We start from the raw sequence: 17,237 nt of genomic DNA on the forward strand, positions 1-17,237 counted from the left end.
TATTTAGCTTAGAATGTTTTGTGCATAAAATAAGTTCTTCTTTGACAAGAACTTAAAAAGCACCTATATTTGAGCTAACTTAGTTCAGATATAGGGAGGGCTAATATATGGTTGACTTAACAAAATATATGAAAAAAGGCTTAGTTGAACAAAAGCCAGGACAAATTTTAGCTTTTGCCAGCTATACTAATAAGATTCCGGACATTGTAAAATTCACGATTGGTGAACCAGATTTTAATACTCCGGACCATATTAAGAAGGCTGCTGAAGCAAGTATTGAGAATAACCATTCACACTATGCACCATCGAATGGTACCCCAGGATTGCGCAAGGCTGCAGCTGACTTTTTGGCTAAAAAGTATGGTCAAAAGTATGATCCTAGTGAAATCTTGGTCACTAACGGTGTTACGGAATCCATTTATGACTTTTTGACTGCGGTGATTAATGCGGGCGACGTCATTTTGGTGCCAACGCCTATTTTTCCACTTTATATTGGGGATGCACTTTCAATGGGCGCTCAAGTTGTCCAAATTGATACATCAGGTGATGACTTCAAATTAACGCCGGCTAAGTTGAAAGCAGCTTTGGATAAATATAGCGCTAAAGTTAAAGCTTTGGTCATGAATTATCCTACTAATCCGACTGGTGTCATGTATACGCAAGCTGAACTTGATGCCTTGTCCGATGTAGTTAGAGATAAGCCAATTTTCGTCCTTTGTGATGAAATTTATAGCGAACTTAACTACGATCAACCCCATGCTTCAATGGAGAAGACCTTGCATGATCAAGTCGTATTGATGAATGGTGTCTCTAAAGCATGGGCAATGACAGGCTACCGGATCGGTGTGGTAGCTGCTCCAAAGCCAATTCTGACGCAAATTGCCAAGATTCACCAAGCAATTACTACAACTGAGCCAACGCCAATGCAAGATGCAGCTGAGGAAGCTTTTAGTAAAGGGCAAGATGATGCGTTGCCAATGAAGAAAGAATTTCAAAAGCGGCGCGATGTGCTATATGACGGCTTAACCAAGCTAGGCTTTGAATGCGTTAAGCCAAAGGGAGCCTTCTACATCTTTGCCAAGATTCCTGAAGGACTTGAACAAGATGATACTAAGTTCATTTATGACTTAGCTGAAAAGGGTCACGTAGCCGTAGTTGCTGGTTCATTCTTTGCTAAGGGTGGCGAAGGCTACATCCGCTTATCTTACGCAACTTCAATGGATCAAATTAAGGAAGGCTTGAAGCGACTAGAGAAATACGTTAAAGAAAATAGAAAATAACTAAAGAAAACAGATATTGAAAATCTCAATACCTGCTTTTTTATTGTTTAGAATAATTTATTTTTCATTAGCAAATGGGTAAGTCATACCCCAAGCTGTTCTAATACTGGTTAAGATGTGTGCTACGCGACGTGATTTTTCAAGTTCGCCTTCATCATGACCTTGTTCAACATACTTTTGAAAATCGGTAATCTCGTATTCGAGTGCCTTGTCGCTGTCACCAGCAGTCACCTTATCGTAAGTTTCTTCATGGGCGCTTTGCGTGTAAGTGATGTCGGCTTCGGTGCCACGTGGATATTGGTTAATTTCAAAATAGCCTTTGGTACCAGAAACTAGTCCACGTTTTGGCTGCTTAGCGCGCATCGACAGGGACATTACAGCCATTTGTCCTTGCGAGTTTTTCAAAATAATGCCAGATTGTTCATCAACACCGGTTTCAAAGAATTTTACTGTAGTGTTGATGCTTTCTGGGTATTCATTCATGAAACTCATGGCAAAAGCAGTAGCGTAGCCACCGATGTCCAGTAAGGCACCACCAGCTAGATCCTTATTGAAAAAGCGATTTTTTGGATCATAATCTTTCAAGGAACCAAAGTTGATTTGAATCATCTTGATTTCACCGAACTTACCAGCTGCAATCATGTCTTGCATCTTCTTGTAAATTGGCATGTGGTATAAAGTGAAACCTTCTATCAATAATAGATGTTTGTCCTTAGCCATTTGAGCTACTTCATCGAATTGTTTAGCGTTGACTGTGATGGCTTTTTCACAGAAAACATGCTTGCCAGCGTTTAACGCCTTCTTGATATATTCATAGTGAAAAGTGTGTGGGGTAGCAATATAAATAATGTCGATGTTAGGATCGTTGATCATTTCATCAGGATCAGTGAAAGCATGCTTGACCTTTTTATCCTTAACAAAGGCATCAAGAGCTTCTTTGTGTGGATTAGCTGCAGCGTAGATTTCGCCGTTTACATTGTTTAGGGCATCGGCCATGTCGTGAGCGATCCAGCCGGTACCAATAATTCCCCAATTATATTTCTTCATAATAAGTGCCTTTCTATATTAAAATCGTTAACTTAATTTTAGTTGTGAAAAACGCTTTCGTCTATGTTAGTAATTTTAAAATTTTCTTAACTAGGTAAGTAGCCTAAGTTCCGATATAATAAGATTCATGGGGAACTAGAATGAGAATTTTTAATACTTTTTTAGTGTGCAAAAATTCTGCGAGCTAGTTCTGTAATATTGATCAAGTTAAGCTCCAGAGTAATTCTGGAGCTTTTTTAATTGTGAGGGAAGTAGATGCGAAAAGATTTTAAAGAAAATATCCTGAAGATTTTAAGCGGCGTGAGTACTGGCGTAGTGATTGCATTAGTGCCAGGGGCTTTGATTAATGAATTGATGAAGGGGATGCTTGGCTTTTGGCCAGGTGCGCAAAACGTATTGACGATGACCTTGTTGATGCAAAACTTGTTGGCCGTCTTTGCGGGACTGTGCGTGTCATACTTGTTAAAGTTTAATCTGATTCAGTCGGGCTCGGTGACGGCGGCAGCGATGATTGCCAGTGGTGCGTTTGAAGTGAAAAAAGGTCAGATTGTGCTGTCTGGAGCAGGCGATGTGATTAATATTGCGTTGACGATTTTGATTGCGGCGATGTTGGTGAAGCTGCTGGGGGTAGCTACACTGTTTTGGTGATGCCTTTGGCAGTATCGATTTTAGCTGGTGGCTTAGGTCAACTAGCATTGCCATATACGAAGATGATTACGGGAACGATCGGCAGTGTAATTGCTACGTTGACGAGTTTTCAGCCGTTGTTGATGGGAATCGCTTTTGGAACATTAGCAGTTTCTCCAATCTCTTCTGTAGGAATTGCGATGGCAATTGGAATTGAAGGCATTGCTTCGGGTAGTGCAAACTTAGGTATTACGGCTGGGGCTTTTACTTTAGCGGTGATGAGTAGCAAAGTTAACGGCTTTGGTACGACAATTGCTCACTTTGTTGGTACTCCAAAGATTCAGATGGCTAATGTATTGAAGAAGCCAAAATTGTTTGTGCCGATTATTGCTTCGGCAGGAGTAGCTGGCTTAATTGGCGCAATTTTTAATATCACGGGTACGCCTAATTCTGCTGGCTTTGGCTCTGCTGGGTTGATTGGACCACTTGTCGCTTACCAGAATATGGTTGGTGGACCTATTGCGGTTATCCTTTTGCTAGTACTTTTTGCAGGTATTCCTCTTTTATTAGGTTTTATTATGCGTTATATCTTTATTCAAAAATTAGAGTATGTAGATGAAGAAGATTTGCTTATCAAAAACCAGTAAAAAGAACACTATGTATAAGTAAAAGTCAATAGCTTGTGGAATAATTCACAAAAATGTAAATATTTGATTACTTTTTGTAATAGTGTAGTAATTACATTTTAATATCCTAGCGTTACAGTGCTGTTGGCGATTTCAGGAGAGAACTCTGAAAATCGCATATCTCACCCGTAAGCGACTTTTTTTGGTTCGGGGGGTAACATGGTATAATAGATTCACAAGTGAACAGGAGATATATAACTTACTGCTTACTTATAGAGTTTTGATCCAAGAAGGAGAGAACGTATAATGAAGAAAAATAGAAAGATGTTAGGTTTAGCTGCAGCTGCTTTATTAGCAGTTGCTCCAGTTGTCGCTTCAACTGTTCCAGTTAACGCTGATGTTACTGCTAATGTTGGTTCTGCTGCCGGTACTGCTGCAAATACTAATACAACACAACAAGCTCCGGTTAATAAACCTTACTTTACATATAATAATGAAATTATTGGTGAAGCTTCACAAAGCAATCCTTTAGGAAATGTAGTTCGTAGTACTATTAGTTTTAAGGCAAAGGATAAGGTATCAACTTTAATTGATACTATTTCTAAAGCTGTTCAATTCCACAAGGATAATTATGCTGGTGGCGAAAAAGTTACTATTAACAAGGATAACTTTATCAGTCAATTAAGAGCTAATAATGTAACTGTTACTACAATTAATGTTGGTAAAGATGGCAAACCAACTAAAAATAATAAACCTGTTAAGGGTGGTAGTAGCTATGAAGAAATTACCAAAGTTCCAGGTACTTCATTTAACATTACTTTGAGTGCAAGTGTTAATAATCAAACTGCTACTATTCAAATTCCAATGGTACCTGAAGGTGCTTCAACACCTGTTGACACTACTGAAAATCCACAAATTAATTGGACTAAAGATGGTGCAGCACAAAGTGCAAGTTTGAATGGACAAGTCTTCCAAGTAGCTGTGGGTTCACAATTTAATCCATTGAACTTCACTAACAGTAATGGTGAAAATATTGCTATTTCTGCTCAACAAAGTAAGAACAATACTACTTATGCTTCAATTGAAGCAACTTCTAACCCAGTTAACACATCAGAAGCTGGTCGTTACTACAATGTAACTTTAACTGCTACTGGTATGACTGGTAAGAAGACTACTGCAACATACATGGTTTTGATTACTTCAAGTCAAAAGCAAACCTTGTATGCTAATGGTGCAAGTTCAATCACTACATATAGTATTTATGGTCCTAACGTTTTAAGTAACGCAACTACCTTTAAGGATGGAGATCAAGTATACGTTTCTGATCAAACCAAGACCATTAACAACGTATCTTACTCACAAGTTTCACCTAAATCAAAGAATGATGCTAACTCAAGCAATATTTGGGTAAAGACTTCATCACTTGTAAAGCCAGCTGCTACTGAAAAGGGCGAAACTCACGTTGTCATGGTAGCTTCAAGAGCTTATGACAAGAATGGTAAGTACTTAGGTCATATGTACGACACTTACACCAACATTGACATTGTTCCTCAAGTTGTAACTATCAACGGCAAGACCTACTACAAGGTTGCAGGTAAGGATGAATATGTTCGTGTAACCAACATTACTGGTACTCAACGTAAGTTACGTCACAATGCTTACATTTACTGGTCATCATACCGTCGTACCCCAGGTACTGGCAAAGTTTACAGAGGTCAAACTGTAACTACTTACGGTGCTTCATACAGATTCAGAAATGGTAAGAGATACTACAGAATCAGTGGTTGCCGTGACAACAACAAGCGTTACATCAAGGCTGTAAACTTCTATTAAAAAGTAGAATAATTTAACCGAAAAAAGTCGATGCGAAAGCACCGGCTTTTTTAGTTATCTCATGTGTTTATATTTTCTCTTACTTCCATGAAGCATTGATATGCCTTTAATAATTAAAGCTATGGCTACCAGTAAAGCTATCGTTGTAGTTATTATGCTACCGATTGGTAAGCTTTTATGTGATGTTGTCTGATTTGGTTCAGCATTTTTCTTATTGTTAGATTTAGCATTATTCTTATTTTGCTTATCATCCTTGTTAGCTGAATTTTTATCTTCTTTTTTCTTATCAGTAGGCTGGGATTTATTAACATCGGCCTCAGTTAGTAATCCATCTTTGATTAAAGTTCGAATTAACTGTGGATCATCTCGCTTGCAACGTTCCATTTCAGAGGGATGCTCCTTCAAATATTGCGCTTCAATGCCTTCAGTTCCTTTGCCAACCCATTGTTGATATGAGATAGGACTATCAACATGGTTAACATGCCATTTGGTATAATTTCTCCAATTTTGTGCAATATTATTACCTGAATTTGAAGCTTGAGTATTAGATTGCGTATTTTTACTTGGCTGAGTCTGATTCTTATTTGAAGAGCCTACTTTAGTTAAATAAAGGTCATATTCAACCTGAGCTGCACCATCATAATACATTTGTGGAGAAAATGGATGACCGTAAGCATAACCGGAATAGATTGGAAAGATAACGTGTGCTTCACTGTAACCAGTATTTTTACGATAGTCACCAGTGCCGAGCAAATAGCCACCATAAACATGAGTGGCAATTGGTTGATGGGTTTGCGCATCATAAACGTTGAAATATACATTTTCACGTTTAAGATCTGTCCTGTTAGAACGAGGCATCTTTTCAGTCGCTCTGTTTGCAGATTCAACTTCATCATTGCTGATGTAGCTTCCTGCAGCATAAGCAGGTGAGGAGAAGGACATTAGCATAGTAGCGGATAATAGAGTAGAAATTATTATTGATTTTTTCATTCTTGTCATCTCAATTCATAGAAAGCGCTTACTTTGCTACTTTTATTTTACATCTATTAAAGATTTACTTTATTTTAGAAAGCTAGATTTTTTTATTGGTCGTGTAAGAATTGTAATTTTTTGTGCAAATGAGAAGAAAGCATGTACTAAAAGAGTTAATTGGTCTAGACTATAGATGCTGTTAAAAATGTTAGATATAGATGCGAGGATGAAAATGAAAAGAACTAAATCTATTAGTTTAATTGCGGCTGCATTGTTGGCCGTTTCACCAGTAGTTGCATCAGGTATTACAGGTGAAACCACAGTTAATGCTGCCAAGATTAGTCGTCATGCAAAAAAGCATGTAAAGAAAAATGTGAAAAAGCATGTTAAGAAGCATGCCAAGAAGACTACGAAGAAACGTAGCAAGAAGGTTAAGAAAGCAAAGAAGCCAGTTCTTAATGATACCTACAATAAGGCAGATAAAAAGGCACAAGTCTATTACCGTCAAGTTAAGGCAAATCGTTATAAACAAAATGGTCATTGGTATGTTGATCTTAAGGCTAAGGTAGCTAACATCCCTACTTTAAATGATGATTATGAACCAACTAAGTATAATATTCATAATCAGGCAGGTCAGGTATATAAATTAAGAACTTCAGATTTTTATGCATACACTGATACCGACACAAATACTGTATGCTTAGATATTGGTGAAGGTAGCATGTATGATTTGAAGAACTTTACCATCATTCCTAAGGCTAACGGAGCTAAAAAGAATTTAGCTAGTGTGATGCCAACTTCAGATTAAGATAATTCATTTAGGCTTATATATTGCATCCATTTCAATTAATGGGTGCTTTTTTTATGCTGAATCAGAAAAATTAGATTAATTCCAAAAAAATATAAAAATACCCTTGCATTTATCCGTGTTTTTCGTTATTATAATTAAGTCAGCTAACGGAGGAGTAGCGAAGTGGCTAAACGCGGCGGTCTGTAAAACCGCTCTCTCTGAGTTCGGCGGTTCGAATCCACCCTCCTCCATTGTTGAACAACAAGTAAAAAGTTCAACTGGCATTGGGTTATAGCCAAGTGGTAAGGCAATGGTTTTTGGTACCATCATGCGCTGGTTCGAATCCAGCTAACCCAATAGTTCTAAAGAGAACACCCAACCCGAAAGAAGAAACGTCATCAAGACGTTTCTTTTTTTGCCCTAATGCATAATTTACCAATAATATGTAAAAACAAGTAAAATAGTATCTAGTTTTGGAGTAAAAGAAAGGGACATTGGATGCCAAGAATAATTAGAGTTGGTGGCTCAAGTAGTGAGACAAGTTGGCATGAGGTGTTAAAAGATTTACGTGCTGATGATGTCTTAATGCTAGGACCCGGATTTTATTACCTGCCGCAAGGGTTAACTTTAACAGATATTACAATTAAAGGGACAGGTTCTGTACCAGAAGATACCACAATTTACGGTTACATTAGCGTTTCGGAGGATAGTCGTTATGTTACCTTAGAGAATTTGTGTATTAATACAAGTACAGATAATAATAGTCTTTTTATACCTACTGAAACTGATGGGTATTTAACCTTACGTAATTGTTTCATCAAGGGATATGGCACAGATACTGCTGCTATTGCCGTTAATGGTAAAGCTACTGTTGAACTTTACTCAAGCAAGATTAGTGGTGGTTCCGTTTCAATGTATGAGGATGCTGATTTCCGCCTTGAAATGAATGATTCAGAGATTGATTATGCTTCCGATAAGTATTGTGCCTTAGCACTTGAAGGGCACGGTACGGCAATTATTAATAATTCCCTCGTTCACGGGAGCATCAATACTTTTCCAAAGACTAACGCCGAACTTGATATTAACAATTCAACCGTTGATTATGTCTTGTTGCACGGTCAGACTTGGATGAACATGCTTAATAGTACTGTCCAAGCTAAGGATGATTCATGCCTCTATCTTAGCGATGATTGCTGGAGCAACATTGTGCAGAGCAAGTTCAATGGCGGTATTTATATTGATAAAAAGACGCACACCATTATTCAAAATTCCACGATTAACCGTATGGTGGTAATTAATGAAGCTAAAGTTACTATGAGTAATTCAGTAGTAATGGCTCACAGCGATTTTCAAGATAAAAGTAATTGTGAAGCTACTCGCGTGACCTTTATGGGCAATATGAATTATGAGTATTTCTTAGCTCTTAGTGGAACTGCCAAACTAATAGGACATGACTTACAATTTCATCCTAATGGGGCTGAACTTGCCGTTCAAGACGAAGCTAAGCTTAAAACCAACGTCTTAGCTAATGCCGATGATAAGCTAAATGTAGAATGTGATAAGCGCTTTAATGTGTATATTTTAGGGATGCAATGGACCACTAAGAAGAAATAGCTGAAAGAAATAAATACTATCGTATTTAATGCAATCTAGACCAATTTAGCTTATAATTGTAGCTAGTACTAGACTTTGGAGGCGAACTTGATGGAAGAACCTATGTATATCAAGATCCATAATCAGATCAAGCGCGATATTGAGAATCATGTCTATAAAGTGGGCGATCGCATCCCCGCAGAACGTCAATTATCAGTAAAGTTTGGCGTTTCTCGTATGACTTTGCGTCAAGCAATTAAGACACTGGAAGAAGAAGGAATTCTTGAACGACGATTAGGTAGTGGGACCTATGTTGCTAGTCAAAAAGTTCAAGAAAAAATGTCAGGTATTATGTCCTTTACTGACATTACCAAAGCCAACGGTCAAGTTCCTTCAAGTAAATTAATTTCCTATCAAATTGGTAACCCATCATTATCAGAGAAAGAACGACTTTCACTTAAGAGAGACGAAAAAGTTTTGCGCATGGAGAGAATCCGTTACGCTGACGATACGCCAATCTGTTATGAAGTCGTTACGGTACCATATTACTTGGTAAAAGATTTCTCAAAGGAAGATATTTCTACCCACTTGTATGAAACGCTAGAGAAGCGTAGTGGCTTTGAAGTGGGCCAAGTTACAGAACATATTTCTGCAGCGGTTGCTAACGAGCAAGATGCCCGTTTGTTAAAAGCAAAAAAGGGTGAAGCTTTAATCACTAGACGTCAGGTTACTGAACTAACATCTGGTCAGCCATTTGAATATACGCGTGCTCGCTATGTAGCTGAAAGATTTGAATTTACTTTTTCTAAGTAAAAAGGGTCAAAAAAACTCCAATCTCATTCAAAATTTTGAGTGGGATTGGAGTTTTTTTGCTTATTTTAGATCTTCTTTAATTTTAGTAGTTGAGATGCCAGGTGTTCTTGGTAAATAGATGACGTTACAATATGGCTTTAAAAAGTCAAATTTACCTTTCCAGTCATCGCCCATAACGAAAGTGTCGATGTCGTATTTTTTAACATCGCTGATCTTTTGATCCCAATCTTTCTCAGGGATGACCTTGTCAACGTAGCGAATAGCTTCCAAGATGTACTTTCTTTCAGGGTAGGTATTGTAGGCTTCCTTGTGCTTCTTGAATTCATTGAATTCATCAGTTGAAAGGCCCACGATTAAATAATCGCCTAGTTCTTTAGCTCTTTTAAGCAGGCGCACATGACCATAATGCAAGAGGTCAAAGGTGCCATAAGTAATTACTCTTTTCATAATGTTCTCCTTATTAAAACAATCTTATCATGTTTGAAGAAAAGTTAAAACTTGAACATCATGCACTTGCTTGTCTATTCAAATGGTAGAATAGATAATAGATGAAAAGACGCGTGAGGTGTGTAAAATGGACAAAGTTAATGTTTTAGGCGTTGATTTTGATAATAAAACTTTTAACCAATTTCAAAATGAATTTATTAGCCGACTGAATAACCACTTATCTACTTTTATCGTTACAGCCAACCCCGAGATCGTGATGGCAGCTAATGAAAATCCTGTATTTATGAAGATTTTGAAGGATGATACGGATTATATTACTGCTGACGGAATCGGAATTGTGAAGGCAGCTAAGATGCTCAAACAGCCACTGCCTGAACGAGTAACAGGTTATGATCTATTTACTTGGCTCATGAGCGTAGCCAATGAACGTGGTAGCCGTGTGTACTTAATCGGTGCCAAACCACAAGTTATTCATGCTGTTCAAGCTAAGGTGGCTAAAGAATATCCAAATATCAACTTAGTTGGTGCCGAAGATGGTTACTTTAAGGGCGATTTGGAATTGGTCGCACGGAGAATTGCCAAAACTCAACCTGACATGGTATTTGCAGCTTTGGGCTTTCCTAAGCAAGAAAAGCTGTTAGCCATTTTACGCAGAAACGAAGTACCAGCTCTCATGATGGGCGTAGGCGGTAGTTTTGATGTCTTTTCCGGCGTTGTCAAAAGAGCGCCTGAAGCATTCCAAAAGACGCATCTAGAATGGTTTTATCGTTTAATTACCAATCCATCTCGCTTTAAGCGAATGATGGTGTTGCCACAGTTTGTCGTGCGTGTTAGCCAATCGAAGAGAGGTAAATAATTAATCAATGAAGGTTTTGCATGTAAATGCTGGTCTTGAAAATGGCGGCGGATTATCACATATTGTAAATTTACTGACTGAGGCCCAACAGGAAGGCAAGGACTTCGACTTATTAACCTTAGCAGAAGGTCCGGTTGCGGAAGCCGCACGCAAACATGGCATCAATACTCATGTTTTGGGTGCTAGCAGTCGTTATGATTTGGCTAGTTTGCGCAAATTAATCAAATTTATCAACAATGGACATTATGACATTGTGCATACACACGGTGCTCGTGCCAATCTTTTTCTTTCACTGATTCATAAAAAGATCAAGGCGACTTGGTGCATTACTGTGCACTCTGATCCTTACTTAGATTTTGAAGGTCGCGGCGTTTTAGGCAGTATTTTTACTAAGCTAAACATTCATGCCTTGAGAAAAGCAGATTGCGTGTTTGCGGTTACTGAGCGTTTTGCCAGATTATTGATTGATAAAGCACAAGTGGATAAAAATAAGGTGCATGTGATCTATAATGGCATCTTTTTCCACAGCGATAGCGAAATCCCAGCTAAATATGAGCATACCTACTTCAATATTATTAATGTAGCTCGAACTGAAAAGGTTAAGGGGCAGGAATTACTGCTTAAAGCAGTGAAAAAACTTGATGACCAACATATTCGTCTGCATATTGCAGGGGATGGTAGTCAACTTGAACCGCTTAAAGCTTTAACTAGACAATTGAATATGGCACCTCAAGTTACTTTTCATGGTTTTATGACGCACCATCAATTGAGCGGCCTTTACAAACGGATTGACCTTGCCGTTTTGACTTCATATTCAGAAAGTTTTCCACTTGTGCTTTTAGAAGCTACAGATAATTTAATCCCCATCTTATCCACAGATGTTGGGGATATTCATAAGATGATCCCTGGTCCTGAGTATGGTTTTATTGCCAAAACCGGCGATATTGATTCAATCGCTAAAGAGATTAACTTAGCGGTTAATAAATCAAGCAAGGAATTGCGTACCATGGCTAATACAGAGAAACGTTATGCGGAAGAACACTTCTCCGTGAAAAATCAATTAGCTGCCATTGAAGAGGTCTATCAAAGCTTAAAATAGCAATGCACTTACAAAGGCAGTATAATTAAAAGCGAAATTTTAAAATAATAGAAAGAGAAATAATGTTTTACCCAGAATTAGACAAAGACGATTCTTTGGCTTTGCACACTGATTTATACGAAATTAACATGATGTACACCTACTTCAAGAAGGGGATTGCTAACCGTAATGCCGTTTTTGAAACTTTTTACCGCCAAGAGCCATTTGGCAACGGTTATGCCGTTTATGCGGGACTGGAGCACGTCATTAAATATTTGCAAAATCTCAAATTTAAAGAGAGCGACTTGCAATACCTGAAAAAAGAAGAAGGTTATGACGACGATTTTATTGACTACTTGCGCAATTTGAAGCTGGAACTCAATATTCGTTCAATGAAAGAAGGAGAGTTGGTATTTGCTAACGAACCTATCTTGCAAGTTGAAGGACCACTGGCTCAATGTCAATTAGTTGAAACTGCAATTTTAAACATCATTAACTTCCAAACCTTGTTGGCAACTAAGGCAGCAAGAATCAAGTTAGCCGTTAAAGATGATGGCTTGATGGAATTCGGCTCACGTCGTGCCCAAGAAACTGATGCCGCAATTTGGGGTGCGCGTGCTGCCTACATCGGTGGTTTCGATTCCACTAGTAACGTACGTGCTGGTAAATTGTTTGGTATTCCTATTTCAGGTACTCATGCTCACGCTTTAGTTGAAGCTTTCGGCAGCGAATACGAAGCCTTTAAGGCATACGCTGAAACGCATAAGAACTGTGTCTTCTTAGTTGATACATATGACACTGTGCGTAGTGGTGTTCCTAATGCGATTAAAGTTGCCAACGAAATGGGCGACAAGATTAACTTTTTAGGCGTCCGCATCGACTCTGGCGATATGGCCTACATTTCTAAGCAGGTTCGTAAGGAATTAGACGATGCCGGCTATCCTAATGCCAAGATTTTTGCTTCCAATGATTTGGATGAAAACACCATTACCAACTTAAAGATGCAAGGTGCTAAGATCGATGTCTGGGGCATTGGTACTAAATACATCACCGCTTATGATCAGCCAGCTCTTGGTGCTGTTTACAAGTTGGTAGCAATGGAAGATGAAGTTCATGCTATGCGTAATACTTTGAAGATTTCATCTAACGCAATCAAGGTTTCTACCCCTGGTAAGAAGCAAGTATGGCGAATCAGTGCTAACACTGCTAAGAAGAACGAAGGCGATTGGGTATCACGTTACAATGAAGATCCACGTAAGTTCGATGCACTCTTCATGTTCCACCCACAATATACTTACATCAACAAGGTGGTAACTGACTACACTGCAATTCCGCTTTTGCATGATATTTTCAAGGACGGCAAGTTGGTTTACAAGCAACCTAGTCTTAATGAAATTAAGAAGTTCTGTGCTGACAATCTTGATGGCTTATGGGATGAATACAAGCGTAGCTTGAATCCACAAGAATATCCAGTTGACTTGTCACAGAACCTTTATGAAAGTAAAATGGACCTTATCCAAGATATTCGTCGTAAGATTAGAGAAAGAAGCATTGGTCGATGAGAGAATTACAAAAAGAAATTATTGCTTATGAACATGTTTTGCCTGAAATCGATCCTAAGAAGGAAATCAGACGTTCAATTGATTTCTTGAAGGATTATTTGAAGGCAAATCTATTCCTTAAGTCATATGTCTTAGGTATTTCTGGTGGACAAGATTCTACCTTGACTGGTAAGTTATGCCAAATGGCAATGGAAGAAATGCGTAAGGAAACTGGCGATGATTCATATCAATTTATCGCAGTTCGTTTGCCATATGGCGTTCAAGCTGATGCCGATGATGCGGCAGATGCCGTTGCTTTCCAACAACCAGACCAAGATTTGATCGTTAATATTAAAGAACCGGTTGATGCCATGGTTAAGGTAGTAGAAGCTACTGGTCAAAAGATCACTGACTTTAACAAGGGCAATATCAAGGCGCGTGAAAGAATGGTGGTTCAATACGCAATCGCCGGTGCTAACAAAGGTGCTGTTGTGGGAACCGACCACGCAGCCGAGAACTTTAGTGGTTTTTACACCAAATATGGTGATGGTGCTGCTGATCTTACGCCACTTTTCCGTTTGGACAAGCGTCAAGGCAAGATGCTTTTGAAGGAGTTGGGTTGTCCTGAACACCTTTACGAAAAGGCTCCAACTGCCGACTTGGAAGAAGAAAAGCCAGACTTGCCAGATGAAGTTGCACTTGGCGTAACTTACAAGGAAATCGATGATTACCTTGAAGGCAAGGATGTCAGCGATAAAGCTGCAGAACAAATTGAAAAATTATGGAATAAGAGCAAACACAAGCGTCATTTGCCAGTTACTGTTTTTGACGACTTTTATAAAAAATAGAAATTATTCGCTAAAACTTGTTAATGAGTGAAAACTTTCTTATAATAAGCTTGTCATAAGGGAGTAACAGCAATTTGCTTGCGATAAACTCAACAACCGAAATATGATATTTCTGGGTTTATCTTAATTTGTGAGACTTATGTGCTACAAGCATGTAAGTCTCTTTTTTATTTTTAGCAGGGAGGAAAACATTTTGGCTAAAAAATATTACACCGAATCAATTCCCGATGTGGAAAAAGAGCTTAATACCTCATTGCAAGATGGGTTAAGCGATAGTGAAGCCAAAGCCAGATTAGAAAAATATGGTGAAAATGCGCTTGCTTCTAAAAAGAAGCGAAGCATGTTCATGCGTTTCGTTGATCAATTCAAGGACTTTATGATTATTGTCTTGATCATTGCAGCCGTATTGTCTGGCGTATTGGCAAAGGAATGGACCGATGCGGCAATCATTATGATCGTGGTTATCTTGAATGCTATTTTAGGCGTATTTCAAGAAGCACGTAGTGAAGCTGCTATCGATGCTTTAAAAGAAATGGCCACGCCTGATGCGCATGTACGGCGGGATGGCGCAATTATTACGATTCCAAGTACTGAACTGGTTCCAGGGGATGTCGTTTTACTGGAAGCTGGGGATGTTGTTCCTGCTGATCTGCGTTTGAACTTGGCCAGAAGTTTGAAAATTGAAGAGTCCGCTTTAACCGGTGAATCTGTACCAGTTGAAAAGCACGCAGAAACTTTATCTGGTGAAGATATCGCCTTAGGTGACCGTGTGAACATGGCATATTCCAACACTAACGTAACTTATGGTCGTGGTGAAGGAATTGTTGTTGGTACGGGGATGAATACCGAAGTCGGTAAAATTGCCACGATGCTTAACAATGCTGACGAAACTGATACTCCTTTGAAGCATAACTTGAATCAGCTTGGTAAGACTTTAACTATGATGATTTTGGCAATCTGTGTGATTGTCTTTATCGTGGGTGTGCTCAAAGCAAATCCAGCTGATCGTAACTCAACTTTAATGATCAACATGTTCTTAGTTGCCATTTCGTTGGCTGTAGCTGCAATTCCGGAAGGGTTGCCAGCCATTGTTACGATTATTTTGGCATTAGGAACGCAAACAATGGCTAAGCATAAGGCAATTGTGAGAAAATTGCCTGCTGTTGAAACCTTAGGTGCTACTGACATTATTTGTTCAGATAAAACTGGTACTTTAACTCAAAACAGAATGACAGTTGAAAAGGTCTTTTATGACGGTAAACTGCATGATGATAGTGAAGAAATTAAGGATACCAATCCAGCTCTTCTTTCAATGGTTTTAGCCAATGATACCAAAATTGAAAATGGCGGTAATCTTTTGGGTGACCCAACTGAAACTGCCTTGATTCAATATGCGTTTGACCAAAACATTGATGTGCAAGGTTTGCTTGAGAAGTACAAGCGTGTGCAAGAAGTACCGTTTGATTCTGAGAGAAAGTTAATGAGTACTGTTAACAAGGACAATGGCAAGTTTTACGTTGCCGTTAAGGGTGCTCCTGATATGCTTTTGAAACGCATCACTAAGATTGTGCGTAACGGTGAGGTTGTGGCAATCACCGATGCAGAAAAGCAAGCTATTCTTGAAAGCAACAAGAATATGGCTAAGCAGGCTTTACGTGTACTTGGTCTTGCTTACAAGCAAATTGATGATGTTTATGATGATCCTACAACTGATAATGTTGAGCAAGATTTGATCTTTGCTGGGTTGGTCGGCATGATCGACCCTGAACGTAGCGAAGCTAAGGCGGCAGTTGCTGAAGCTAAGAGTGCAGGGATTAGAACCGTCATGATTACTGGTGACCACCAAACTACAGCACAAGCAATTGCGGAACGTTTAGGCATTATTCAAAAAGGTCAAGACGAACGCGTCTTAACTGGTGCGCAACTTGATAAGTTAAGCGATGACTACTTCAAGCAACATGTTGGCGACTATAGCGTTTATGCTCGTGTATCACCTGAACACAAGGTTAGAATTGTTAAAGCATGGCAGGCAAATGACAAGATTGTAGCCATGACCGGTGACGGTGTTAACGATGCTCCAAGTTTGAAGCAAGCCGACATTGGTATCGGTATGGGAATTACTGGTACTGAAGTTTCTAAAGGTGCCAGTGATATGGTTCTGGCTGATGATAACTTTGCGACAATCGTTGAGGCCGTTAAGCAAGGACGGAAAGTCTTTAGCAATATCCAAAAGGCAATTCTATATCTGATGAGTTGCAACGTTGGTGAAGTTTTAACAGTCTTCATGATGACCATGTTAGGCTGGGATATTTTAGCTCCTGTACAACTTTTATGGATTAACTTGGTAACCGATACCTTGCCAGCCATTGCGTTAGGTGTTGAACCAGTCGAAAGCGGCATTATGAAACGCAAGCCGCGTGGTAAGAAATCTAACTTCTTTAGTGGTGGCGTAGCTAGTTCGATTATTTATCAAGGTATCTTAGAAGGTGTCTTGGTTTTAGGTGCATATCAAATTGGCTTGCACGTTGGTCCGCATGTTGGCGATGCTTCTATGCAGCATGGGGATGCATTGACCATGGCTTTCCTTACTTTAGGCTTGATTTAATTGTTCCATGCTATTAACTCGAAGTATGTTCACCAATCGATTTTCAGAAAGCATATTTTTGCTAATAAATGGTTTAACGGTGCAATTATTATTGCTGCTTTGATTATGTCAGCTGTTGAATTGCCATTCATGACGAAGTTCTTTGATGTAACTGAACTTAATGGCCAACAATGGTTGGTAATTTTGGTAGCTGGTATTTGCATGATTTTAATTGTAGAAATTGTCAAATTCTGCCAGAGAAAAATGGGAAAAGAGTAAAGTTTGGCAAAAATAACTAAAAA

Annotated in this window: 12 protein-coding genes, 2 tRNA genes and 2 pseudogenes; 13 read left to right on the forward strand and 3 right to left on the reverse strand. The window is 38.8% G+C overall.

The window, feature by feature from the left end; translation table 11 throughout:
• Positions 1-107 precede the first annotated feature (107 nt).
• Positions 108-1,280 carry an aminotransferase class I/II-fold pyridoxal phosphate-dependent enzyme gene (locus tag FC57_RS06875; protein WP_007125074.1) on the forward strand — a complete coding sequence of 391 codons (1,173 nt, stop codon included), beginning with the start codon at positions 108-110 and terminating at the stop codon, positions 1,278-1,280.
• A 57-nt stretch (positions 1,281-1,337) separates the two neighbouring features.
• On the opposite strand, the gene FC57_RS06880 is transcribed toward FC57_RS06875, so the two are convergent.
• Complete coding sequence (locus FC57_RS06880; protein WP_007125075.1) at positions 1,338-2,327, reverse strand: Gfo/Idh/MocA family protein; 990 nt, start codon at positions 2,325-2,327, stop codon at positions 1,338-1,340.
• A gap of 255 nt (positions 2,328-2,582) precedes the next feature.
• On the opposite strand from FC57_RS06880, the pseudogene FC57_RS06885 reads away from it, so the two are divergent.
• Together FC57_RS06885 and FC57_RS06890 are read left to right on the forward strand one after the other, a co-directional pair.
• A pseudogene (locus FC57_RS06885) lies at positions 2,583-3,601 on the forward strand (PTS sugar transporter subunit IIC).
• Between the two features lie 285 nt (positions 3,602-3,886).
• A complete protein-coding gene (locus FC57_RS06890) occupies positions 3,887-5,413 on the forward strand; it encodes an SLAP domain-containing protein (protein WP_007125078.1) in 1,527 nt (508 codons plus the stop codon).
• A gap of 54 nt (positions 5,414-5,467) precedes the next feature.
• On the opposite strand, the gene FC57_RS06895 is transcribed toward FC57_RS06890, so the two are convergent.
• Complete coding sequence (locus FC57_RS06895; RefSeq protein ID WP_040529297.1) at positions 5,468-6,403, reverse strand: hypothetical protein; 936 nt, start codon at positions 6,401-6,403, stop codon at positions 5,468-5,470.
• A 214-nt stretch (positions 6,404-6,617) separates the two neighbouring features.
• Here FC57_RS06895 and FC57_RS06900 point away from each other — a divergent pair, with 214 nt between their 5' ends.
• The 5 genes from FC57_RS06900 to FC57_RS06920 all read left to right on the forward strand — a co-directional run bounded on the left by FC57_RS06900 (position 6,618) and on the right by FC57_RS06920 (position 9,581).
• Positions 6,618-7,193, forward strand: a complete 576-nt coding sequence (locus tag FC57_RS06900; RefSeq protein ID WP_040529299.1) for a hypothetical protein — start codon at positions 6,618-6,620, stop codon at positions 7,191-7,193.
• A 151-nt stretch (positions 7,194-7,344) separates the two neighbouring features.
• Positions 7,345-7,426, forward strand: a tRNA-Tyr gene (locus FC57_RS06905).
• Positions 7,427-7,460: 34 nt separating this feature from the next.
• Positions 7,461-7,532 (forward strand) — tRNA-Gln (locus tag FC57_RS06910).
• Positions 7,533-7,673: 141 nt separating this feature from the next.
• Entirely contained in the window at positions 7,674-8,789 is a 1,116-nt protein-coding gene (locus FC57_RS06915) for a hypothetical protein (RefSeq protein ID WP_007125081.1), read from the forward strand.
• A gap of 90 nt (positions 8,790-8,879) precedes the next feature.
• Positions 8,880-9,581 carry a GntR family transcriptional regulator gene (locus FC57_RS06920; protein WP_007125082.1) on the forward strand — a complete coding sequence of 234 codons (702 nt, stop codon included), beginning with the start codon at positions 8,880-8,882 and terminating at the stop codon, positions 9,579-9,581.
• Between the two features lie 60 nt (positions 9,582-9,641).
• On the opposite strand, the gene tagD is transcribed toward FC57_RS06920, so the two are convergent.
• A complete protein-coding gene (tagD, locus tag FC57_RS06925; protein ID WP_007125083.1) occupies positions 9,642-10,028 on the reverse strand; it encodes a glycerol-3-phosphate cytidylyltransferase in 387 nt (128 codons plus the stop codon).
• A gap of 127 nt (positions 10,029-10,155) precedes the next feature.
• Between tagD and FC57_RS06930 the strand changes: the two genes are divergently transcribed.
• The 5 genes and pseudogenes from FC57_RS06930 (at position 10,156) to FC57_RS06950 (ending at position 17,214) form a co-directional block, all read left to right on the forward strand.
• Positions 10,156-10,884, forward strand: a complete 729-nt coding sequence (locus tag FC57_RS06930; protein ID WP_007125084.1) for a WecB/TagA/CpsF family glycosyltransferase — start codon at positions 10,156-10,158, stop codon at positions 10,882-10,884.
• A gap of 7 nt (positions 10,885-10,891) precedes the next feature.
• A complete protein-coding gene (locus tag FC57_RS06935; RefSeq protein ID WP_007125085.1) occupies positions 10,892-11,983 on the forward strand; it encodes a glycosyltransferase family 4 protein in 1,092 nt (363 codons plus the stop codon).
• Between the two features lie 62 nt (positions 11,984-12,045).
• On the forward strand, positions 12,046-13,524 hold the full coding sequence (locus FC57_RS06940; protein ID WP_007125086.1) for a nicotinate phosphoribosyltransferase: 1,479 nt from the start codon (positions 12,046-12,048) through the stop codon (positions 13,522-13,524).
• Positions 13,521-14,351: an ammonia-dependent NAD(+) synthetase gene (nadE, locus tag FC57_RS06945; RefSeq protein WP_007125087.1), complete on the forward strand. Its 831-nt coding sequence runs from the start codon at positions 13,521-13,523 to the stop codon at positions 14,349-14,351. The genes FC57_RS06940 and nadE overlap by 4 nt, the downstream gene beginning before the upstream one ends.
• 193 nt (positions 14,352-14,544) lie before the next feature.
• Positions 14,545-17,214, forward strand: a pseudogene (locus FC57_RS06950) (calcium-translocating P-type ATPase, PMCA-type).
• The last annotated feature ends 23 nt before the right edge of the window (positions 17,215-17,237 follow it).

Source organism: Lactobacillus ultunensis DSM 16047 (assembly GCF_001436305.1).
Taxonomy (GTDB): Bacteria; Bacillota; Bacilli; order Lactobacillales; family Lactobacillaceae; genus Lactobacillus; species Lactobacillus ultunensis.